The organism is Aminobacter sp. BA135, assembly GCF_050859125.1.
Taxonomy (GTDB): Bacteria; Pseudomonadota; Alphaproteobacteria; order Rhizobiales; family Rhizobiaceae; genus Aminobacter; species Aminobacter ciceronei.
The window spans coordinates 3,424,298-3,444,729 of sequence record NZ_CP139572.1 but is presented as its reverse complement, the minus strand read 5'-3'; the positions used below and the strand labels follow the sequence as shown (position 1 = coordinate 3,444,729).

The following is a 20,432-nucleotide window of genomic DNA, read 5'->3' as shown; positions in this document are numbered from 1 at the left end:
CCGGCAAGTTGCCATCACGCATTACAGGCACGATTGACGCTAAGCGCATGATCTTGCCCCGGGCTTGCACCGCCTTTTTGTGGCTAGGCCTTTTCCCGGTAAGGAGAATGTGATTCAACCGCACCAATACGAGGGAGCCGGAGAGACTCGCAGGGGCATGGCCAAGGAAACGCGCAACGACTTCTATCCGGTTCCGATCGTGGATCAGGCAGCGCGCCCCGATGCCATCACCCGGCTGATCATCTTTATCGTCGTGCTGACGGCGGCGGCAATCGTCTTCGGCATCTTTCGCGAGCGGCTCGGCGACCCGTTCCTGATGGGCATGCTCGGCGTGCTTGCGATGGTCGGCGTCGGCTACCTCTTCGCGACCGCCATCGGCTTCGTCCAGATCGCACCGCGTTCGCCGGCCGACGGGCTTTCCAAGGCATTTGTCGACTCGATGTCTCAAGGCCTGGTGCTTACCGACGCCAAGGGCCGCGTCGTCTACGCCAACCGTGCTTATGCCGATATGACCGGGGCAACGACCGCCACGGACCTGAAGACTGTCGAGGGCCTGCTGTCGGACGTGCCCGAAGCGTCATCGACGATCTCCCAGCTGGCGTCCGGCCTGCGTGACGGCGAGGCCAACGATGGCGAGTTCCGCCTCGCACAATCCATTCGCCCAGGTGCAGCTCCCGGCGCGCGCTGGTACCGCGTGCGGGCACGCGCTTTCACGGTGCCCAGCCAGCGCCAGCCGCTAAACGCCTGGCAACTGGCCGACATTTCTCCAGAAAGAGCCGAGCAGGAGCGTTTCTTTCTCGATCTGCAGCAGGCCATCGATCACCTCGACCATGCCCCGGCAGGGTTCTTCTCGGCCGACCAGGACGGCCGCATCACCTATGTCAACGCGACGCTGGCCGAATGGCTGGGCATCGACCTGGCAAGCTTCACGCCCGGTGCCGTCACGCTCGACGAGGTCGTCGCCGGTGATGGCATGGCGCTCGTCCGCTCGGTCAAGGCCGATCCGGGAACCACCCGCAACGCCGTCATCGATCTCGATCTTGCGACCATCGCTGGCGAGGCTTTGCCGGTGCGATTCATGCATCGCGTCTCGGCGAGCCGCGAAGGCGTCAATGGGCCGACGCGCACCATCGTGCTCAATCGCACCCAGGGCGAGGACTCTTCCGCACAGTTGCGTGCTTCGGAGGTGCGCTTCACGCGCTTCTTCAATTCGACGCCGATGGCGATCGCCGGCGTTGATCACAATGGCCGCATTCTGCGCACCAACGCACCGTTCCTGTCGCTGTTTTCGTCTGTCGTCGATCGGGATGCCGTCGACCGCAAGGTCCGTCTCGACACCGTCATCCACGATCGCGACCGCGCAGCTTTCGCGGCCGCTCTCGAGAAGGCTCATCAGCGGCAGGCCGACATTGCGCCCATCGACACCGTGATGCCCGACAATGAGGAGCGCCATATGCGCTTCTACGTCAATGCGGTTGCCGACGGATCGGATGCCGAGGGCGCCGAAGAGGCGGCGATCGTCTATGCGGTCGAGACCACCGAGCAGAAAGCGCTCGAAAACCAGATGGCGCAGAGCCAGAAGATGCAGGCGGTGGGACAACTCGCCGGCGGCATTGCGCATGACTTCAACAACGTGCTTACCGCCATCATCATGGCGTCGGACCTGTTGCTGACCAACCATCGTCCGTCGGATCCGTCTTTCCCCGACATCATGAACATCAAGCAGAATGCCAACCGCGCCGCTTCGCTGGTCAGGCAACTGCTGGCGTTCTCGCGCAAGCAGACGCTGCGCCCCGAAGTGCTGAGCCTTACCGACGTGCTCGCCGACTTGCGCACGCTGGTGGCGCGCCTGGTCGGCAACAGCATCAAACTCAAGATCGATCATGGCCGCGATCTGTGGCCGGTCCGCGCCGATATCGGCCAGTTCGAGCAGGTGGTGGTCAACCTCGCCGTCAATGCGCGCGACGCGATGCCCGACGGTGGCGACCTGATGATCCGCACCAAGAACGTGCCTGCCGACGAGTGCAAGGCCTATGGCTATCGTGAGATGGTGCCTGCCGACTATGTCGTGGTCGAGGTCGAGGACACCGGCAGCGGCATCGCGCCCGAGGTTCTGAAAAAGATTTTCGAGCCGTTCTTCACCACCAAGGAAGTCGGCAAGGGCACCGGCCTGGGCCTGTCGATGGTCTACGGCATCATCAAGCAGACCGGCGGTTTCATCTACTGCGATTCCGAGGTCGGCAAGGGAACCGTGTTCCGCATCTTCCTGCCGCGCCATGTCGCCAAGCCGGTCGAGGAGCCAAAGGCGGACGGCGAGATTGCCGTGACTGCGGCCCCGAAACAGCCGGAAGCAGCACAGGCCAATGGCGCCAAGGACCTTTCCGGTTCGGCAACCGTTCTTCTGGTCGAGGACGAGGATGCCGTGCGCATGGGCGGGGTGAGGGCGCTGACGTCGCGCGGCTACACCGTGCATGAGGCGTCGTCGGGCGTCGAGGCGCTCGAGATTTTCGACGAGCTCAAGGGCCAGATCGACATCGTCGTCTCGGACGTTGTGATGCCCGAGATGGACGGGCCGACACTGCTTGGCGAACTGCGCAAGCGTCAGCCCGACATCCGCTTCGTATTTGTATCAGGTTATGCCGAAGACGCCTTTGCCAAGAACCTGCCGGCGGATGCGCAGTTCGGCTTCCTGCCCAAGCCGTTCTCTCTCAAGCAACTGGCGACCGTCGTCAAAGAGGTGCTAGAAGGCTAGGCATCGTGTACAGCCAGTGTCAGTCCTGCCCGACTTTCTATTAGCTTTCCCGTATGTGCTGATCATGCCATCATGCGGGGAAGCGTCGTCGGGGGTGACAGATGCAGACTACGCCGCATAATGAGGCGAAACGAGGCGACTACGCCGAAACCGTTCTGCTGCCGGGCGATCCCCAGCGTACCGAATGGATCGCTGCCACCTTCCTTGAGGATGTCCGCTGCATAAACCGGGTGCGTGGCGCACTCGCCTATACCGGGCGCTATCGCGGCAGTCCAATCAGCCTGCACACGACAGGCATAGGTGCGCCTTCGCTCGCCATCTATGCTCATGAGCTGCTTGAAACCTATGGCGCACGGACACTGATCCGCGTCGGCACCTGCGGCGGCCTTGCCGAGCACGTCAAGCTGCGCAGCCTGGTCATTTCACAATCGTCGAGCAGCGACAGCGCCATCAATCGCCAGCTTTTCGGTGTCTACGATTACGCGCCGAGCGCCGACTTCGAGCTGTTGTGCCGGGCCGCCCGGCGGGCAGTTGAAATGGGCCTCATCCATTATGTCGGCCAGACGGCCTCGAGCGACGTGTTTTATCATCCCGATGTGCTCGGGCGTTTTGCCGGAGTGCGTGCCCATGGCGCGCTGGCGGTCGATATGGAGACAAACGCGCTGTACACGATCGCCGCGCGCTTCAGAGCCAAGGCGCTGTCGATCTGCACGGTTGTCGACAGCCTCGTCAATGGCGAGGATACGGATGCGTCCGAGCGCCAGGAGCTGTTCTCCGACATGGTCCGGCTTGCCCTCGACGTTGCGATCGGCACATCAAGGGTCGAGGCGGAGCCTGATCGTCCCTGAGGTAGCATGGATATGCGGCTGTGCTAACCTGATGATGGCCTTGTGAGTCGGCCGTTTCCCGCGTTTCCGATCGATGAGTGGTTGTCCGGCGGTGCCGGCAAGTTCCGCGCAAGCTGCGGTCCATACCTCTTATCGAGCGTTCTGGTCTGTGTTCGTTGCGTCTGGGCAATCGACAAGGGAACAGCCAGTTGGAACAGTTTGTCGAGGAAAGCATGAAGAGGCGTCTGACCGAGCCGGTCGACATACTCACCGCGGTCAGCATCCTGAAGTCATATGGATATCTGGGAGACGAGCTGGTCATCGCCATTACCCGGATTTTCTACGTCGATCTGGACGCGCTCAACGAAGTTGTCGCCAACGCCTGAGGCCAGGGCCGGCATTACGCTGCCAAGCTGGAATGTTGCGATGCAGCATTGGCGGCTTGCATTTTCCTCCCAAATCATCCATATGCGGCGTCATAGGCGCTTGGGCCGGGCTTACGGCTTTCTCACTAGAGAGACTGGTTGCGTCTGTTTTCACCCTTGCCGGTAACGGCAGGCGGCGGAATAGACCCGCGGCATGAGGCCAGCGGGCACGACAGCGCAGCCGAGCGGACGGTCGTCCGCCGCCTTGTCGTTTCACGAGAGTTTCAGGCCGGCAGGTTGCGCCCTGCCGCCATTGTTGTTTGTGGCGGAATAGCCGTCGCACGAAAGAAGAAGATATTGACGAATGAAAACAATGCGGAGCTGAACGGCTTCGCCAAACTCGGCATTACCGGCGCGCTGCTCAAGGCGACCCAGTTGGCCGGGTTCAACGAGCCGAAGCCGATCCAGATCGAGTCGATCCCGGCGCAGCTGGCCGGCCGCGACATCCTCGGCATCGCCCAGACCGGTTCAGGCAAGACTGCGGCCTTCTCGCTGCCGATCCTGTCCAAGATCATGGCGCTCGGCACCAAGCGTCGACCCAAGACGGCGCGTGCGCTGATCCTTGCGCCGACGCGTGAACTCGCCGTGCAGATCGAAGACACCATCAAGGTGCTCGCCAAGGGCGCGCACGTCTCGACCGCGCTGGTCCTCGGCGGCGTGTCGCGTTTCTCGCAGGTCAAGAAGATCGCGCCGGGCGTCGACGTGCTGATTGCCACGCCGGGCCGCCTGACCGACCTCGTCCGCGAAGGCGACCTCGTTTTGGCCGACACCGAATGGCTTGTCCTCGACGAGGCCGACCGCATGCTCGACATGGGCTTCATCAATGACGTCAAGCGCATCGCCAAGGCGACGTCGCGCAACCGTCAGACAGCCCTGTTTTCGGCAACCATGCCTCAGGAGATCGCCGAACTGGCCCAGGGCCTGCTCAAGGATCCGATCCGCGTCGAGGTTGCCCCGCAGAGCACCACCGCCGCCGAGATCCGCCAGAGCATCATCCTCGCCCGCACCAAGCAGAAGCGCCAGATCCTGGCAAAGATGCTTGCCGACGAGGCCATGACCTCGGTTCTGGTCTTTGCCCGCACCAAGCATGGCGCCGACCGCGTCGTGAAGGATCTGGACCGCGACGGTTTCCCGGCCGCCGTCATCCACGGCAACAAGTCGCAGAACGCACGTCAGGCTGCACTGAACGGTTTCCGCGCCGGCAAGGTTCGCATTCTGGTCGCCACCGATATCGCGGCACGCGGTATCGACGTGCCGGGTATCAGCCACGTCGTGAACTTCGATCTGCCTGATGAAGCCGAAAGCTACGTCCACCGTATCGGTCGTACCGGCCGCAACGGCGCCAATGGCATCGCGGTCACGCTGGTTGATCCTTCGGAAAACTCCAAGCTGCGTCAGGTCGAGCGCATCATCCGCATGAAGCTGACCATCGACGCCGATCACCTCGGCGAACCTGATCCGGTGCGTCCGGCTGGCGAACCGCGCGGCTTCACGCCGGCCAACGACCGCGGCGAGCGCGACGAGCGTCGACCCAGCGGTCAGCGTCCGCGTGGCAACAATGGCGGCAAGCCCAAGGGCGGCCATGGCGGCGGCGACCGCAAGCCTGGCGGCGCTCCGAAGGGTGCTGCGCCCAAGGGCGGCAAGCGCCGCTTCGGTGCGCGCAAGCCGAACACGCGCGCAGCGTGATCTGTGCAGCAGATCGGGCCTGACTGGTCCATTTGCTGCATCGTATGAATAGGTTAGGGCGGTCGGGGCGGTGCTTCGGCCGCCCTTTCGTTTGAGGGGACGGAATGGCCGGAATAGCGACGCTCGCAATCGCTTATGTGCTGTCCCAATTCTATCGCTCCTTCCTGGCGGTGCTCACCCCGGCACTCACCGCCGAGCTCGGTGCCACCAAGGCGCAACTCTCCGTCGCCTCCGGCGCCTTCTTCATCACCTTTGCCCTGGCGCAATTTGTCATCGGGGTGTCGCTCGACCGGTTTGGCCCGCGCCGCACCGCTTCGACACTGCTCTTGCTCGGCGGCGGGGGTGGCGCCTTTGTCTTTGCCTTGGCAACTTCTCCCTGGTTGGTCACGGCGGCCATGGCGCTGATCGGCATCGGTTGCGCGCCGGTGCTCATGTCATCGCTGTTCATATTTGCGCGCACTTTCTCCACTGCCCGCTTTGCCGTGCTCGCCTCGTGGATGGTCGCTTTTGGCACCGCCGGAAACGTCATTGGCGCCGCCCCGCTGGCGCAGGCTGCGGAGGCGTTCGGCTGGCGGCCGGTTATGGCCGGGCTGGGTGTCATTACCATTGCCGCGGCACTTGCCGTGCTGGTCGCCGTGCGTGATCCGAAATCGCCGGAGGGCATGAAAGAGGGCAATATCGGTTTCGGCGGTTATCTCGAACTGCTGCGAATGCGTGTCCTTTGGCCGATCATCCCACTGACCGCGATCAATTATGCGCCGACGACCGGCATCAGGGGGCTCTGGTCCGGTCCCTATCTCGTCGATGTCTACGGCGCCGACGCGCTGCTGATCGGGCAGGTGACGTTCTTCATGGCGCTCGCCATGGTCGCCGGCGCCTTTGTCTATGGCCCGCTCGACACGATGTTCCGCACCCGGAAGTGGGTGGCTATCGTCGGCAACACCATCGGCCTCATGGCGATCCTCTATCTCGCGCTGAACGTCGTCACCGATGTCACCACCGTCACGCTCATCTTCGTGATCATCGGCGTGTCTGGTGGTGCCTACGGCCTGCTGATGGCGCATGCGCGCGCATTCCTGCCGCCGCACCTGATCGGGCGGGGCGTAACGCTGATGAACTTCTTCTCCATCGGAGGCGTGGGACTGATGCAATTCGCGACAGGCGCAGTGGTCACCGCCAAACTGCTGCCGGGTCAGCCGACGGCAGCCTATTCGGCGCTGTTCTGGTTCTATGTGCTGATGTTGGGCGCGGCGATCGTCATCTACCTCTGGGCACGTGACGCAAAGCCCGAGGTCGTGGTCGAGGATCAGTCGAAGCTCGAGCGCCTGAGATAGATCAAGGGCTCCATCTTCCAGCGGGTGGCAACGCGCAGCGCCTTTTCGCGCAACGGTCGCGGCAGCAGGAACAACAGCTTCATTGCCCATGTCAGGCGGCGTGGGAAGGTGACCTCGAAACCGCTCTTGCGTATCGCCTTGCAGATCCGTTCGGCGGCCGCCTCGACCGGCATCATCGCAGGCATGTAATAGGCGCTCTTTTCGGTCAGCGGCGTGTCGATGAAACCGGGGTTCATCACCTGGGTGCGGATGTTCATCTTGTCGAAGTCGAACTTCAGCGCTTCGGCGATGATGTTGACGGCTGCCTTTGTGGCGCCGTAGGCGGCCGTCGTCGGCCAGCCGAAATAACAACTGATCGAGCCCATGAAGACGATATGTCCGCGGCCACGATTGCGCATCCGCTCGATCACCGGAACCAGGCCGTTGATGACGCCGAAGACGTTGACGGCGAAACTCTGGCGGAAGGCTTCCATGCGCAGGTTTTCGCCGGTTACCGGCAGGTAGGACCCGGCATTGAAGATCGCGAGCACGATCGGCCCGGCCTGTGCTTCGATGGCGGCGACGGCGGCAGCCATTCCAGCCTCGTCGGTGACGTCGGAGGGAAAGGCCAGCACCTTTCCGGCCATGCCGCGTGTTTCCTCGATCAGCGTGTCGAGCGGGTCGTTGGCCCGGACGGTGACGGCAACCGTGTAGCCTTGTTTTGCCAACAAGCGGGCCACGTTGCGGCCAATACCGGTGCTGCCGCCGGTAATCCACGCGACCCCGTGTTCCGGGTCGGCCCGGTATGTGCTCACTTCTAACCTCTGGGCAGTAGCTATTGCGTAGCTCTAGCGGGGCGGCATGCATATGGAAAGGCTGTTTTAGGAAGCGCCGTGTTGATGGTGCCTTGGCTGGTCAGGGAGGGAGCTTGCGCGCGTTGACGTCGGGATGCGACTGGTCCAGAGAATTTCATCCCTTGAAAGCGCGGGCTCACATTTCTAGGGTTCTCAGGCGAATTAGGAAGGAATCTTCATGCGCTCGGTGATCGATGCCATCGGCAATACGCCTCTCATCCGGCTCAAGCGGGCCTCGGAGGAAACCGGCTGCGAGATACTCGGCAAGGCCGAGTTCATGAACCCGGGGCAATCGGTCAAGGATCGCGCCGGCCTGTTCATCATCCGCGACGCCGAAAAACGCGGGCTGCTGCGGCCCGGCGGTGTCATCGTCGAAGGCACGGCCGGCAATACCGGCATCGGCTTGACCGTCGTTGCCAAGGCGCTCGGCTACCGCACTGTGATCGTCATTCCCGACACGCAGAGCCAGGAAAAGAAGGATGCGCTTCGCCTGCTCGGTGCCGAGCTGATCGAGGTTCCGGCGGTTCCCTACAAGAACCCGAACAACTACGTGAAGGTCTCCGGCCGCCTGGCCGAGCAACTGGCAAAGTCCGAGCCGAACGGTGCCGTCTGGGCCAACCAGTTTGACAATGTCGCCAATCGGGAAGGCCATATCCGCACCACGGCCGAGGAGATCTGGCAGCAGACCGGCGGCAAGGTTGACGGTTTTGTCTCGGCTGTCGGCACCGGCGGCACGCTTGCCGGCGTGGCGATGGGGCTCAAGGCAAAAAACGCTGCGGTGAAGATCGCCATCGCCGATCCCCTGGGTGCTGCGCTCTACAGCTATTACACCACGGGCGAATTGAAGGCCGACGGCAGCTCGATCACCGAAGGCATCGGCCAGGGCCGCATCACCGCCAATCTCGAAGGTTTTGCGCCCGATTTTTCCTACCAGATCCCTGATGAGGACGCGTTGCCGATCGTCTTCGGTCTGATCCAGGAAGAGGGCATCTGCGTCGGCGGCTCGACCGGCATCAACATCGCCGGCGCCATACGGCTCGCGCGCCAGCTCGGCCCTGGCCACATCATCGTGACGGTGCTTGCCGATTTCGGCACGCGATATCAGTCCAAGCTGTTCAATCCGGATTTCCTGCGCAGCAAGAGCCTGCCGGTGCCTGAATGGATGGAGACCGAACCCAGCATTTCGGTCCCGTTCGAGCAGGTGGCGTGATGGCATTTTCGACCGAGGCGGTGTTTCGCGAGGATTCTTATCTCCGCGAGACCGAGGCCAGTGTCGTCGGGGTCAACGATCGCGGCGGCATTATCCTCGACCGGACGATCTTCTACGCGACCTCGGGCGGCCAGCCCGGCGACACGGGCATCCTGGTGCGCGAGGACGGCAGCCGGATCGCTGTGGCGGCCACGATCACGGGTGAAAGCAAGGACGAGATCATCCATGTGCCCGCTCTGGAACAGGGAGTACCCGAGGTTGGCGAGCGGTTGAGGCTGGCGATCGACTGGCCGAGGCGGCTTCTGTTGATGCGCATGAACGCGGCCTGCCATCTGTTGACGGTGGTCTGTCCGTACCCGATCACCGGAGCGTCGGTCAGCGAGGAGGATTCGCGCGTCGATTTCGACATCCCGGACGCCGGCTTCACGAGGGAAGATGTGACCGCCAGGTTGATGGAGCTCGTCCGCGCCAACCATCCGATCTACACCAGCTGGATTTCCGACGCCGAGCTTGCCGCCAATCCGACGTTGGTGAAGTCCAAGAATGTGCGCCCGCCATCCGGCACCGGCAAGATCAGGCTCGTCTGCATCGGCGACAATGCCTCGGTCGACAGCCAGCCCTGCGGCGGAACCCATGTCGCCAGCACTGCCGAAATCGGCGAGATCCATATCGGCAAGATCGAAAAGAAGGGACGGGAAAACCGCCGCTTCCGCATCCGCTTCGGCGCGATGCCTGCCAATTGAACCTGGAGACGTTGCCATGAGTGACAAGAGCGCCTTCGTCATCGATGCGGACTGGCTGGAAAAGCGGCTAGGTACGCCCGGCCTGTCGATCGTCGACGCTTCCTGGTACATGCCGGCGCAGAAACGCGACCCGCGCGCCGAATATGACGCCGCCCACATCCCGGGTGCGGTGTTCTTCGACCAGGACCTGATCGTCGATCCGGATTCTGCACTGCCGCACACGCTGCCGTCACCCTCGCTGTTTGCACGTTTCGCAGGCTCGATGGGGATTTCGGCGGACGACACGATCGTCATCTATGACGGCCCGGGGGTCCAGACGGCACCCCGGGTCTGGTGGATGTTCCGGATCATGGGCGTATTCCAGGTCTACATTCTCGACGGCGGCTTCGACCGCTGGAAGGCGGCTGGTAGACCGGTGACCGCCGAGCCGACCAAGACCGCGCCTGGCGTGTTTCACGTCGACTATGACGCTTCGAAGGTCGTTTCGCTGGCCGAGATGCGCAAGATCGTCGACACGGGCAGTGCCCAGATCGCCGACGCGCGTTCTGCCGGACGCTTCGAGGGCACCGATCCTGAACCGCGTCCTGGCCTGCGCTCCGGCCACATGCCGGGTGCGCACAGCGTGCCGTCGGTGACGTTGTCGGAGAATGGCGAGCTTCTGCCGCTCGACCGGCTGAAGGCAACGCTCGAGGCGGCGGGGCTCGATCTCACGAAGCCTGTCGTCACCTCCTGCGGTTCGGGCGTTACCGCTGCCGTCATCACGCTTGCGCTGCAGTCGCTCGGGCACGGCGACGTCAGGCTTTACGATGGTTCCTGGACCGAATGGGGCGGCATGTCCAACACGCCTGTCGTGACGGGGAAAGCATGAGCATGGCCGTCGACCGCAGCGAGAACATCGAGGTGACGGTCACCTTTCTGGAAATGCACACGCCACCTGTTTACACGCCGCCGCTGCCGGTCAATCGCCAGATTGCGCTTCTGAGGACGCGTACCATTCCGCTGCACTACTATCGCTATCTCGCCGACCGCGTCGGCCGCAAATGGCATTGGGTCAACAGCCTGAGGCTCAATGACGAAGAACTTGCCGCCGGTCTGCATCGCGAGGACCGCGACATCAGGGTGCTTTATCTCGATGGCGCGCCGGCGGGCTTCATGGACATCAAGCCGCATCTACCCGAAGAGGTTGAACTTGCCTATTTCGGCATGATGGAACACGCCACGGGGCAGGGTATCGGCCGCTGGTTCCTGGGGGCTGCGATCGCAGCGGCGTGGACCTACAGGCCGCACAAGGTGACGGTTCAGACCTGCACCCTCGACCATCCCGCGGCCTTGCCGCTCTACCAGAAGATGGGTTTTTCGCCGGTTGCTCAGAAAACCGAAACGGTTCGCACCATGAGCTTTGCCGAACGTTCAGCAAGCGTGATGCGGCCGTAATGGCGCACAACCGAGCCTGAACCGCTCGTTCATCGCTGCTTCAGCTCGGTTCTGGCATTTTCCATGACATCAGATCCGGCCGTTCGGTCGCAATATGCAAGGAGAATGAGGATGTTGAACCGCCGTACGCTTGCCGCAGCGCTGATCGCTGTGCTTGCCGCGCCTTCGCTCGCTGCCGCGCAGGCGACGACGCCTTCGGCGTCGCAGATCGAGCGCCAGCTTCAGGCCGCACCGACAATGAAGCTCAGGCCCAACCAGCGCGTCACCGTTCGTGAATTCAAGCGCCGGCCCGACCTGCGCCGCATGGCGCCGTCGATCGACATCCAGTCGATCAATTTCGCCTTCGGCTCGGCCGAGGTGCCTTATTCGCAATATGGCAAGGTCGAGAACATCGCCAACGCTCTGGACCGCATCCTGCGCCGCGACCCGGATGCGCGTGTGCTGATCGAAGGCCATACCGATGCCGTCGGCTCGTTTTCGTCGAACCAGGCCTTGTCGGAGCGCCGCGCCGCCTCGCTGAAGCAGACCCTTGTGCGCGAGTTCGGCATCCCTCGCTATGCGCTGGAAACCGTGGGTTATGGCGAGGAGTTCCTGCTGGTGCCGACCCAGAACGAGAACTGGCGCAACCGCCGCGTCACGCTCCGCCGCTACGACGCATTCATCCGCTAGCACTGAGCGCATTTTCAGTTCCAGCAGCCCGGCTTGCGAGAGCCGGGCTTTATTTGCGTCCTCCAATGTAGTATACAGTATACCAAATTGGAGGCAAAAGATGACGATCAGAGTGGTGATGGCCGGTGCCACCGGCTGGGTTGGCAAGGCGCTTGTCCCGGCAATAGAGGGGCAAGGCGACATGCAGCTTGTCGGTGCGGTCGCACGCAGGGCGGCGGGCCACGACGTTGGCGTAGCGACAGGTGGTCAGCCGAGCGGCCAGAGGATCAGTGCCACGCTTGCCGAGGCCCTGGCCGCGCCCTGTGATGTCGTCGTCGACTACACCAAGCCGATTGCCGTGCGCGACCATGCCATGCTCGCCATTTCGCGCGGCTGCCATGTCGTCATCGGCACGTCAGGACTGAGGGCTGCAGATTACCGCGAGATCAACGCGGCGGCCCGCGCCAACAACGTCGGTGTCGTTGCCGCCGGCAACTATTCGATCACCGCGACCCTGATGAAAAGGTTTGCGCTGATGGCGGCGCAATATGTGCCCGACGTCGAAATCATCGATTATGCCAGCGCAAGAAAGGCGGACGCGCCTTCGGGCACCGCGCTCGAGCTGGCCGAGACGCTGTCCGAGATTCGCGGCGCGCCAACGGCTTTGCCGGCTTCCGAAATCTACGGCCATCCGGAAGCGCGTGGCGCCAAGCTGGGCGAGGGCACGGCGGTGCAGGTCCATTCGTTGCGCCTGCCGTCCTATCAGCTGTCCTGCGAAGCGGTTTTCGGTCTGCCTGAGGAGCGGCTGACTATCCGCCACGACGCCGGTACCTCGGCGGTACCCTATGTCGCCGGCACCCTTCTCGCCATTCGCCGGGTGCGCGAATTCACCGGCCTGGTCAGAGTGCTCGACGCCCTGATGGATGAGACGCTTTCTGTTTAGGAAAGGGGCGGTGCAGGAAATCGGGTGGGCGCGCAGTTGCGCCCGCCATAGCTTGCGGCAATCGATCAACGAGGATTGTCGTTATGAGCATCATATTCCAGGGCCTGCCAACAGAGGCGGTAAGGGCACTCCAGCAGGGCGGACCCGACGCCTATGGCATGACACCGGAGCGCAGAATCTCCGACGGCGACGGCGTGCCGTGCCGCCATTGCCTGACCAATGTCGCTGCCGGCGAGGGTTATCTCATTCTTGCCTACAGGCCGTTTCCGGCAGTTCAGCCTTATGCCGAAACCGGGCCGATCTTCCTGCATGCCGAGGAATGCTCGCGCGCGCCAGAAGCGGCAGAATTGCCTGAACTGTTCACCCGAACCAAGGACTACATCCTGCGCGGCTACAGCGCCGACGATCGTATCGTCTATGGCACCGGGGCGGTGACGCCGACGCCCGAAATCCGTGAGCGCGCCGAAATGCTGCTCCAGCGACCCGAGGTGGCCTACGTTCACATGCGCTCGGCAAAGAACAATTGCTACCAGTGCCGGATCGAACTGGATCAAGAAGGCAAATCAAACGGCGCTGCTATCTGACTGAACCGGAAACAAAAAACCCGCCGCATCGCTGCGGCGGGTTGGGGCCGTTTGCCTGAAACGGTCTCAGTTGAACTTGTATTTCGCGCCCACACGGACGGTGTGGAAGGCGGGAACCGTTTCCCACATGCCGCCGCTGTCGTAGTCCTGACCCTCATACTTCGAGTAGCGATACTCGAGGTTGACGGACATGTTGTTGGTGACAGCCGTTTCGAGACCGCCGCCGACCGAGAAGCCGCCGACGCTCCAGTCTCTGCTCTCCGAGAGGCCGCCGAAGCTGACTTCTTCCTTCACATGCTGCCAGCTGTAGCCGCCCAGCACATAGGCAAGCGTCGACTCGTTCAGCTTGGCACCGACACGGGCCAGAATGTCGAAACCATAATCTGCCTTGCCTTCGTACTTGGGGCCGCCAAGAGCCGACATGTCGAACAGCTGCGTGGTCATTCCGGAGTAACGACCGTCGACCATGATGCCGACGACCCAGTTGCCGTTCAGTTCGTGGTCGTAGCCGACGCTCAACTCGCCGAAGGCGCCTTCGCCGCCGATGCCATTGAACGAGGCCGCGCCGCCGCCAAGGTTGATCTCGTCGGTAATGGCGCCTGCGCCGAGCGCGCCGCCGACGTAAAAGCCGGTCCAGCTATATGCGGGTGCTGCGAATGACGTGCCGCCGCCATTCTGACCGCCGAAGCGGTAGTTGCCGCCGACATGGAAGGTGTGGGTGGTCGGCGCGACGTTGAGCAGGCCGATGCCGCCCAGGTCGACGACAGTGTCATTGCCATAGTTGGCATAGCGGTACTCGGACTTGAGGGTCCAGTTGCCGCTGACCACGGTTTCGAGGCCGACGCCGAGCACATAGCCGCTGCGGCTTTCGTCGAACTCGAAAGGCGTGCCGACGATCGCGCCGTCGAGCTTGAACTGCTGCCAGCTGTAACCGCCGAGGACGTAGCCGAGCGTCGTCGGCGTCAGGAGATAGCCGGCGCGTGCGGCGACGTCGAAGCCGTAGGTGTTGTTGAGCGTTGCGTCGGCAAAACCGCCGGCAGCCTCGAGCGAAAGGCCGATATTGCCGAAATGTCCATCGGCAAATGCGCCGAGCAGGAACCGGTCCGACACCATGTAGTCATAGCCGACGGTCACTTCGCCAAAGACACCACCGCCACCGAGGTCGGGCAGGCCCATGGTTTCCGGACCGTTCGGATTTGCAACTTCCAGGCCGTGCTTGACCGCACCTACGCCACCACCGAAGCCGACATAGAGGCCGCTCCAGTTGAAGCCAACCGCTGGCGCTTCCGCAACTGAATCGGCGGCAAGCGCTGCCGAGTTGATCGCAACAGCCGATACGGCGCCAAGCAACAGCGCCTGCAAAGTCTTACCAAATTTCATTATTACTACCCCAACCTTACCCAATGTCGCTTTGCTAGCACGCCCAGGTTGCTTATGGTGCAACTAAAATGTCACACCCACAGGCAATTTAGCTTCCCAGCATGAGCGTCTGGACCACGAAATATCCTCAAGCACCAATGGCTTGGCGGCAAATCCTGCTGTTCTTCAGCGGAATCTGTCGACGTGCCATTTCTGCTGCCCCGATTGGCCGGGAGAAGCATTTCGAAGGTCTTGCCGACGCCCAATGTCGCGACCCCAGGCAGTCATGGCACGCCTGCGTTGCGTTTGATGCAGCTAAGATGTCACGGGCGGGCAAATCCCTGCCGAAGCGCGAACTATTTTTGGTAGTATCTTGCCGAAGCCGACCCGGCGAGGGATCGACAGACAAGAAAATGCCCGCCGCATCGCTGCGGCGGGCACCTGATCGCAACTCCGAAGAGAATCAGGCAGCCAGTGCCGACTTCGCTTCCGTCATCTCGTAGCCGAGCGCTTCGGCCACCGCGCGATTGGTGATCCGGCCGCGATGGACATTGAGGCCGTTACGCAAATGCGGTTCGTCGGCGAGGGCCTTGAGGCCGCGGTCGGCGAGCGCCAGGCCGTAGTGCAGCGTCGCGTTGTTGAGTGCATGCGCCGAGGTGACCGGCACAGCACCCGGCATGTTGGCGACGCAATAGTGGATGATGCCGTCGACTTCGTAGGTCGGGTCGGCATGGGTGGTGGCGTGCGAAGTCTCGAAGCAGCCGCCCTGGTCGATGGCGACATCGACGAGCACCGCACCCTTCTTCATGCCCGACAGCATTTCACGGCTGACCAGCTTGGGCGCCGCAGCGCCGGGGATAAGCACGGCACCGATGATGAGATCTGCCGAGAAGCATTCTTCTTCGAGCGCCTCGACGGTCGAGTAGCGCGTGTGGACGCGGCCGGCGAACAGGTCGTCGAGCTGGCGCAGGCGCGGGATCGAGCGGTCGATGATTGTGACGTCGGCGCCGAGCCCGGCGGCCATGCGTGCCGCATGCAGACCGACGACGCCGCCGCCGATGACCGCGACCTTGCCCGGCAGCACGCCCGGCACGCCGCCGAGCAGCACGCCGCGGCCGCCATGGGCCTTCTGCAGCGCCGTCGCACCTGCCTGGATCGCCAGGCGACCGGCAACCTCGGACATCGGCGCCAGCAGCGGCAGGCCGCCGCGATCGTCGGTCACCGTCTCATAGGCGACGGCAGTCACGCCCGAGGCGACGAGCCCCTTGGTCTGTTCCGGGTCGGGCGCAAGATGCAGGTAGGTATAGAGGATCTGGCCGTCTCGCAGTTGCGCCCATTCCTTGGGCTGCGGCTCCTTGACCTTGACGATCATGTCGGAGCGGGTGAACACCTCCTCGGCGGTCTTGGCGATCTGGGCGCCGGCCGCGCGATAGGCATTGTCGTCGGCGCCGATGCCTGAGCCGGCGCCGGTCTCGACCAGAACCTCGTGGCCGTGGGCGACATATTCGCGAACCGAACCGGGCGTCAGCCCGACACGGTACTCATGATTCTTGATTTCCCTGGGACAACCTACGCGCATCTTCCTGCTCCTCCGCAGCCATTTTGGCCTTCTCTCCCGATGACGAAGTCAATCACGAATCGTTCCGAATATGTTTGCGAAAACGGTTGCGCTACCATGGGTTGTTCGGTAATTTTTGCGCATATCCTCTGTATTATCGAAGGAAATTCGAAGAATGCCGTTGGACAGGATCGATATCGCCATTCTGGACGCGCTGCAGAAGGATGGGCGGATGCCCAATGCGGCATTGGCCGAAAAGATCGGGCTGTCGCAATCGGCCTGCTCGCGCCGGCTCGACAACCTGGAGAAATCGGGCATCATCAGCGGCTACCACGCCCGGCTTTCGAATGTCGCGCTTGGTCACCAGATGACCGTCATCGTGCATATCTCGCTGTCGGGCCAGTTCGAGAAGACGCTTTCGGACTTCGAGGTCGCGGTGAAGCGCTGCCCCAACGTCCTGTCCTGCCATCTCATGTCGGGCGAATACGACTACATCCTGCGCATTGCCGCCCGTGATCTGCCCGACTACGAGCGCATCCACAAGGAATGGCTGTCGGCGATGCCGCACGTCACCAAGATCAATTCGTCCTTCGCCCTGCGCGAGATCGTCGACCGCACCGTGATGGGGATCAGGCCTGACCTGGTCTGACGCAGGAACAAGACAGCCTGCGATCGCCAGCATCGCGCTGGACCAATCCATTCTCTGAGTGATGTCGCGAGGCTGTCATGCGAGTCGGCTGGACTCGCGTGAATTTTGGCGCGAAATTTGATCTTTGGGACGCCGGCTAAATACTGTCAGTTCATTTCCTGGAGAATGAAAATGTCCAACGTGAATCAACCTGTTTCTCGTCGTTCTTTCCTGGCGGGATCGGCTGCGGCGGGTGCACTGGTTATGCTCCATCCATTTTCGGCCCGCGCGCAGGCCAACCAGGCGCATCTGCGTATCATGGAAACCACCGACCTGCATGTCCACGTGTTTCCCTACGACTATTATGCCGACAAGCCGAACGACACGATGGGCGTTGCCCGCACCGCCTCGATCATCGACGCCATCCGCACTGAAGCCACCAACTCGATCCTGGTCGACAATGGCGACTTCCTGCAGGGCAATCCGATGGGCGACTACATGGCCTATCAGCGCGGCATGAAGGATGGCGACGTCCACCCGATCATCAAGGCAATGAACACGCTGGGCTATGATTGCTCGACGCTGGGCAATCACGAGTTCAACTACGGCCTCGACTACATGTTCAAGGTGCTGGCCGGCGCGAACTTCCCCGTCGTCTGCTCCAACCTGACAAAGGGCGCGCTCGCCGCAGACGCGACCAAGGACGAATTGTTCCTCAAGCCTTACGTGATCCTCGACAGGAAAGTGAAGGATGGCTCGGGTGCGGAGCATCCGATCCGCATCGGCCTGATCGGCTTCGTGCCACCCCAAGTGATGACTTGGGATTCGCGCCACCTGCACGGCAAGGCGATGACCCGCGACATCGTCAAGGCTGCCCAAGCCTGGGTGCCCGAGATCCGCGAGCAGGGCGCCGACATCGTCATTGCGCTCTCGCATTCCGGCATGGGCACGCCGCAGGCAGCCGAAAATCTTGAAAACGCCTCCATCCTGCTGGCCGGCGTCGATGGCATCGACGCGATCGTCACCGGTCACAGCCATCTCGACTTTCCCGGGCCGAAATTCGACAAGGTCGAAGGTCTCGACAACGCCAAGGGTACGATCAACGGCAAGCCGGGCGTGATGGGTGGCTTCTGGGGCTCGCATCTTGGCCTGATCGACCTTTTGCTGGAACGCGACGGCAACAGCTGGAAGGTGGTCAGCTCGACCAGCGAGGCGCGTCCGATCTCCAAGCGTGTCGACAAGAAGGTGGTTCCGACGGTCGAGAGCAAGGCCGCGGTCGAGGCTGCCGCGAAGGAGGAGCATGAGGAGACGCTCGCCTATGTGCGCACGCCCGTCGGCAAGACGTCGGCGCCGCTCTATTCCTATTTCGCGCTGGTTGCCGACGATCCTTCGGTCCAGATCGTGAGCCAGGCGCAGATCTGGTACATCAAGGACATGCTCAAGGACACCGAGCACAAGGACCTGCCGGTGCTCTCGGCTGCGGCACCCTTCAAGTCGGGCGGGCGTGGCGGACCGGATTACTACACCGACGTTCCGGCCGGCGCCGTGGCGATCAAGAACGTCGCCGACCTCTATCTCTATCCCAACACGGTGCAGGCGGTTGCGGTGACCGGCGCTCAGGTCAGGGAGTGGCTGGAAATGTCGGCCGGCATCTTCAACAGGATCGAGCCTGGCAAGGCCGACCAGGTGCTGATCAATCCCGATTTTCCGTCCTACAATTTCGACGTCATCGACGGCGTGACTTACAGGATCGACCTGGCGCAGCCGCCGAAATACGACCCGAAGGGGGCCGTCCTGGATGCAAGCTCAAACCGCATCGTCGATCTGATGTTCGAGGGCAAGCCGATCGATCCCGCAGCGAAATTCGTTGTCGCGTCGAACAACTATCGCGCCGGCGGCGGCGGCAACTTCCCCGAGATCAACGCGTCGAAGCTTGTCTTCGAGGCACCCGACACCAACCGCGACGTGATCGTGCGCTACATCGTCGACCAGGGCACGATCAATCCGTCTGCCGACTCCAACTGGTCGTTCGCGCCGGTTGTGGGTGCTTCGGTAATCTTCGAGACCGGCCCCAAGGCCAAGGACCACATATCAGAGGTCAAGGCGGTCAAGATCGAGCCGGCGGGAGAAGGTGCCGAAGGTTTTGCCAAATACCGCATCACGCTCTGAGATTAGGAACCTGATTGGGGAGGGCGGCTGGAGCAATCCGGCCGCCCTTTAGTCTGCGCAAAGGTTGGTCAGTTGCTCCGGCGTTCGAGTGCCGGCATGACCAGCTCGAGTGCGTCGGTCGAAATGCCGCCCGAATAGCCGGCTGGTAGCGTTTCGATGATGGCTGGGTCGTCGATGCCATCGGAGAAGCCGCCGCCGTGATAAGGGCCGAACAGGTAGACGTTGGTGCCGGCACTTTCCATCCGGTCGAGAAAGCGGTCCGGCCAGCCCCACAGCCACGGTGCAAAGTTGATCGGTACGCCAAGCGTCGTGCCGCGGCAGTCTTCCGGCACGTAGCCGCTCCAGCCGAGCCCCGCGTAGCGCAGCAGGCAGCGGGTCAGCGACCTTTTGCTGAGGATCCGCATGTCGGGCAGGGCGGCCTTGACCGCCTGCAACGGCCTGTCGCCACCAACGATGGTCAGGGCGGCCCGACGTTCCCTGGGCAGGGCCGTCAGGAAGGCCGCCAATGCCTCACCCTCCTTGGGGTCGTTGCTTTTGACATTGATGTGGAAGCGCCGATCGGGGAACCGCTCCATCACTTCGTCGAGCGATGGCATCAGGCCGACACCCTGGCCACGAAAGGGATACGTCTTGCCACCGTCGGCGGTGTAGCCATAGCCGACATCGAGCTTCTTGAGATCCGCCATCGAATGGCTGCGCGTCTCGCCGTTGCCTTCGGTGCGGCAATCTATGGTCCAGTCGTGGAAGACCGCGAACTTGCCGTCGGTGGTGGGGTGCACGTCGAGTTCCAGCACGTCGGCGCCACGCGTGAAGGCTGCGTCCATCGACCGTACAGTGTTTTCGAGATAGTCGTGCCGAGGCGGAAGCATGCGTTCGGCAGTGCAGGTGTCGCTGGTCAGCCCGGTACGGTCATATTCCTGCGCCAGCCCGCGATGAGCCAGCACCACGGGCTTACCGGCGGCTCGGTCCGAGAGCAGCGACGTGTTGTTGAGATAGACGGCTCCAGCGCCCGTAACGACCAGGAGCAAGATAATATTGCGCTTGCGCATGCCAGGTTGTCCCTCCGTTGCCCCGACCGAAACAATGATACAGAGGAGCGAGCAGGCATTTTCACGGCGGAAATGCGCGAATTGAAGACTATTTCAAGAATTCATCGGGAGTTGCGGCGCGGGATGTGCCGAGAGCGAAGATTACAAGCACGAAATATGTCGCTGATTCTTGCGCAGGTCAGGCCTAGTCAAATCGAGACGAGGGCTGGAGCGAAGAGCACCGGTCTCCGCCCCTTGTCCTGTTCAGCTT

Annotated in this window: 18 protein-coding genes; 14 read left to right on the top strand and 4 right to left on the bottom strand. The window is 62.5% G+C overall.

All coding sequences use genetic code 11. From position 1 onward, the window contains the following. Nucleotides 1-157 precede the first annotated feature (157 nt). The 5 genes from cckA (at nt 158) to SLT36_RS16715 (ending at nt 7,024) form a co-directional block, all read left to right on the top strand. Entirely contained in the window at nt 158-2,752 is a 2,595-nt protein-coding gene (gene cckA, locus SLT36_RS16735; RefSeq protein ID WP_432283593.1) for a cell cycle histidine kinase CckA, read from the top strand. Nucleotides 2,753-2,853: 101 nt separating this feature from the next. Next, nucleotides 2,854-3,600, top strand: a complete 747-nt coding sequence (deoD, locus tag SLT36_RS16730) for a purine-nucleoside phosphorylase (RefSeq protein ID WP_432283592.1) — start codon at nt 2,854-2,856, stop codon at nt 3,598-3,600. Between the two features lie 212 nt (nt 3,601-3,812). Then, nucleotides 3,813-3,965, top strand: a complete 153-nt coding sequence (locus SLT36_RS16725; protein ID WP_432283591.1) for a hypothetical protein — start codon at nt 3,813-3,815, stop codon at nt 3,963-3,965. Between the two features lie 336 nt (nt 3,966-4,301). Then, nucleotides 4,302-5,690 carry a DEAD/DEAH box helicase gene (locus SLT36_RS16720; protein ID WP_067961789.1) on the top strand — a complete coding sequence of 463 codons (1,389 nt, stop codon included), beginning with the start codon at nt 4,302-4,304 and terminating at the stop codon, nt 5,688-5,690. A 104-nt stretch (nt 5,691-5,794) separates the two neighbouring features. Beyond that, nucleotides 5,795-7,024: an MFS transporter gene (locus SLT36_RS16715; protein ID WP_432283590.1), complete on the top strand. Its 1,230-nt coding sequence runs from the start codon at nt 5,795-5,797 to the stop codon at nt 7,022-7,024. Here SLT36_RS16715 and SLT36_RS16710 read toward each other — a convergent pair. Continuing rightward, nucleotides 6,997-7,818 carry an SDR family NAD(P)-dependent oxidoreductase gene (locus tag SLT36_RS16710; protein WP_432283589.1) on the bottom strand — a complete coding sequence of 274 codons (822 nt, stop codon included), beginning with the start codon at nt 7,816-7,818 and terminating at the stop codon, nt 6,997-6,999. The genes SLT36_RS16715 and SLT36_RS16710 overlap by 28 nt on opposite strands. A 217-nt stretch (nt 7,819-8,035) precedes the next feature. Between SLT36_RS16710 and SLT36_RS16705 the strand changes: the two genes are divergently transcribed. The 7 genes from SLT36_RS16705 (at nt 8,036) to SLT36_RS16675 (ending at nt 13,419) form a co-directional block, all read left to right on the top strand. Continuing rightward, entirely contained in the window at nt 8,036-9,067 is a 1,032-nt protein-coding gene (locus SLT36_RS16705) for a cysteine synthase A (RefSeq protein WP_432283588.1), read from the top strand. Then, complete coding sequence (locus SLT36_RS16700; RefSeq protein WP_432283587.1) at nt 9,067-9,810, top strand: alanyl-tRNA editing protein; 744 nt, start codon at nt 9,067-9,069, stop codon at nt 9,808-9,810. Before SLT36_RS16705 ends, SLT36_RS16700 begins: the two co-directional genes overlap by 1 nt. Before the next feature lie 16 nt (nt 9,811-9,826). Further along, nucleotides 9,827-10,678 carry a 3-mercaptopyruvate sulfurtransferase gene (gene sseA, locus SLT36_RS16695; protein ID WP_432283586.1) on the top strand — a complete coding sequence of 284 codons (852 nt, stop codon included), beginning with the start codon at nt 9,827-9,829 and terminating at the stop codon, nt 10,676-10,678. 2 nt (nt 10,679-10,680) lie between these two features. After that, nucleotides 10,681-11,244: a GNAT family N-acetyltransferase gene (locus tag SLT36_RS16690; protein ID WP_432288368.1), complete on the top strand. Its 564-nt coding sequence runs from the start codon at nt 10,681-10,683 to the stop codon at nt 11,242-11,244. 111 nt (nt 11,245-11,355) lie between these two features. After that, nucleotides 11,356-11,913: an OmpA family protein gene (locus SLT36_RS16685; RefSeq protein ID WP_067961803.1), complete on the top strand. Its 558-nt coding sequence runs from the start codon at nt 11,356-11,358 to the stop codon at nt 11,911-11,913. Nucleotides 11,914-12,013: 100 nt separating this feature from the next. Beyond that, the gene (gene dapB, locus SLT36_RS16680; protein ID WP_432283585.1) at nt 12,014-12,835 is read left to right on the top strand and encodes a 4-hydroxy-tetrahydrodipicolinate reductase; all 822 of its coding nucleotides are present in this window, start codon (nt 12,014-12,016) and stop codon (nt 12,833-12,835) included. Nucleotides 12,836-12,918: 83 nt separating this feature from the next. After that, a complete protein-coding gene (locus SLT36_RS16675; RefSeq protein WP_432283584.1) occupies nt 12,919-13,419 on the top strand; it encodes a DUF1203 domain-containing protein in 501 nt (166 codons plus the stop codon). Nucleotides 13,420-13,485: 66 nt separating this feature from the next. Here the strand turns inward: SLT36_RS16675 and SLT36_RS16670 are convergent, their stop codons facing one another. Together SLT36_RS16670 and ald are read right to left on the bottom strand one after the other, a co-directional pair. Then, nucleotides 13,486-14,799, bottom strand: a complete 1,314-nt coding sequence (locus SLT36_RS16670; RefSeq protein WP_432283583.1) for an outer membrane protein — start codon at nt 14,797-14,799, stop codon at nt 13,486-13,488. A gap of 442 nt (nt 14,800-15,241) precedes the next feature. Continuing rightward, nucleotides 15,242-16,357, bottom strand: a complete 1,116-nt coding sequence (ald, locus tag SLT36_RS16665; RefSeq protein WP_432283582.1) for an alanine dehydrogenase — start codon at nt 16,355-16,357, stop codon at nt 15,242-15,244. 154 nt (nt 16,358-16,511) lie between these two features. On the opposite strand from ald, the gene SLT36_RS16660 reads away from it, so the two are divergent. After that, a complete protein-coding gene (locus SLT36_RS16660) occupies nt 16,512-16,985 on the top strand; it encodes an Lrp/AsnC family transcriptional regulator (RefSeq protein WP_192316323.1) in 474 nt (157 codons plus the stop codon). Nucleotides 16,986-17,156: 171 nt separating this feature from the next. Further along, nucleotides 17,157-19,133, top strand: coding sequence for a bifunctional 2',3'-cyclic-nucleotide 2'-phosphodiesterase/3'-nucleotidase (locus tag SLT36_RS16655; protein WP_432283581.1), 1,977 nt, complete (start codon nt 17,157-17,159; stop codon nt 19,131-19,133). 68 nt (nt 19,134-19,201) lie between these two features. Here the strand turns inward: SLT36_RS16655 and SLT36_RS16650 are convergent, their stop codons facing one another. Then, on the bottom strand, nt 19,202-20,182 hold the full coding sequence (locus SLT36_RS16650; protein WP_432283580.1) for a glycerophosphodiester phosphodiesterase family protein: 981 nt from the start codon (nt 20,180-20,182) through the stop codon (nt 19,202-19,204). Nucleotides 20,183-20,432 lie beyond the last annotated feature (250 nt).

What these genes read in the sequence shown, in the direction of transcription:
- cckA (WP_432283593.1), top strand. Translation starts at nt 158, where the DNA reads ATGGCCAAGGAAACGCGCAACGACTTCTATCCGGTTCCGATCGTGGAT.
- deoD (WP_432283592.1), top strand. Translation starts at nt 2,854, where the DNA reads ATGCAGACTACGCCGCATAATGAGGCGAAACGAGGCGACTACGCCGAA.
- SLT36_RS16725 (WP_432283591.1), top strand. Translation starts at nt 3,813, where the DNA reads ATGAAGAGGCGTCTGACCGAGCCGGTCGACATACTCACCGCGGTCAGC.
- SLT36_RS16715 (WP_432283590.1), top strand. Translation starts at nt 5,795, where the DNA reads ATGGCCGGAATAGCGACGCTCGCAATCGCTTATGTGCTGTCCCAATTC.
- SLT36_RS16705 (WP_432283588.1), top strand. Translation starts at nt 8,036, where the DNA reads ATGCGCTCGGTGATCGATGCCATCGGCAATACGCCTCTCATCCGGCTC.
- SLT36_RS16700 (WP_432283587.1), top strand. Translation starts at nt 9,067, where the DNA reads ATGGCATTTTCGACCGAGGCGGTGTTTCGCGAGGATTCTTATCTCCGC.
- sseA (WP_432283586.1), top strand. Translation starts at nt 9,827, where the DNA reads ATGAGTGACAAGAGCGCCTTCGTCATCGATGCGGACTGGCTGGAAAAG.
- SLT36_RS16690 (WP_432288368.1), top strand. Translation starts at nt 10,681, where the DNA reads ATGGCCGTCGACCGCAGCGAGAACATCGAGGTGACGGTCACCTTTCTG.
- SLT36_RS16685 (WP_067961803.1), top strand. Translation starts at nt 11,356, where the DNA reads ATGTTGAACCGCCGTACGCTTGCCGCAGCGCTGATCGCTGTGCTTGCC.
- dapB (WP_432283585.1), top strand. Translation starts at nt 12,014, where the DNA reads ATGACGATCAGAGTGGTGATGGCCGGTGCCACCGGCTGGGTTGGCAAG.
- SLT36_RS16675 (WP_432283584.1), top strand. Translation starts at nt 12,919, where the DNA reads ATGAGCATCATATTCCAGGGCCTGCCAACAGAGGCGGTAAGGGCACTC.
- SLT36_RS16670 (WP_432283583.1), bottom strand. Translation starts at nt 14,799, where the DNA reads ATGAAATTTGGTAAGACTTTGCAGGCGCTGTTGCTTGGCGCCGTATCG.
- ald (WP_432283582.1), bottom strand. Translation starts at nt 16,357, where the DNA reads ATGCGCGTAGGTTGTCCCAGGGAAATCAAGAATCATGAGTACCGTGTC.
- SLT36_RS16660 (WP_192316323.1), top strand. Translation starts at nt 16,512, where the DNA reads ATGCCGTTGGACAGGATCGATATCGCCATTCTGGACGCGCTGCAGAAG.
- SLT36_RS16655 (WP_432283581.1), top strand. Translation starts at nt 17,157, where the DNA reads ATGTCCAACGTGAATCAACCTGTTTCTCGTCGTTCTTTCCTGGCGGGA.
- SLT36_RS16650 (WP_432283580.1), bottom strand. Translation starts at nt 20,182, where the DNA reads ATGCGCAAGCGCAATATTATCTTGCTCCTGGTCGTTACGGGCGCTGGA.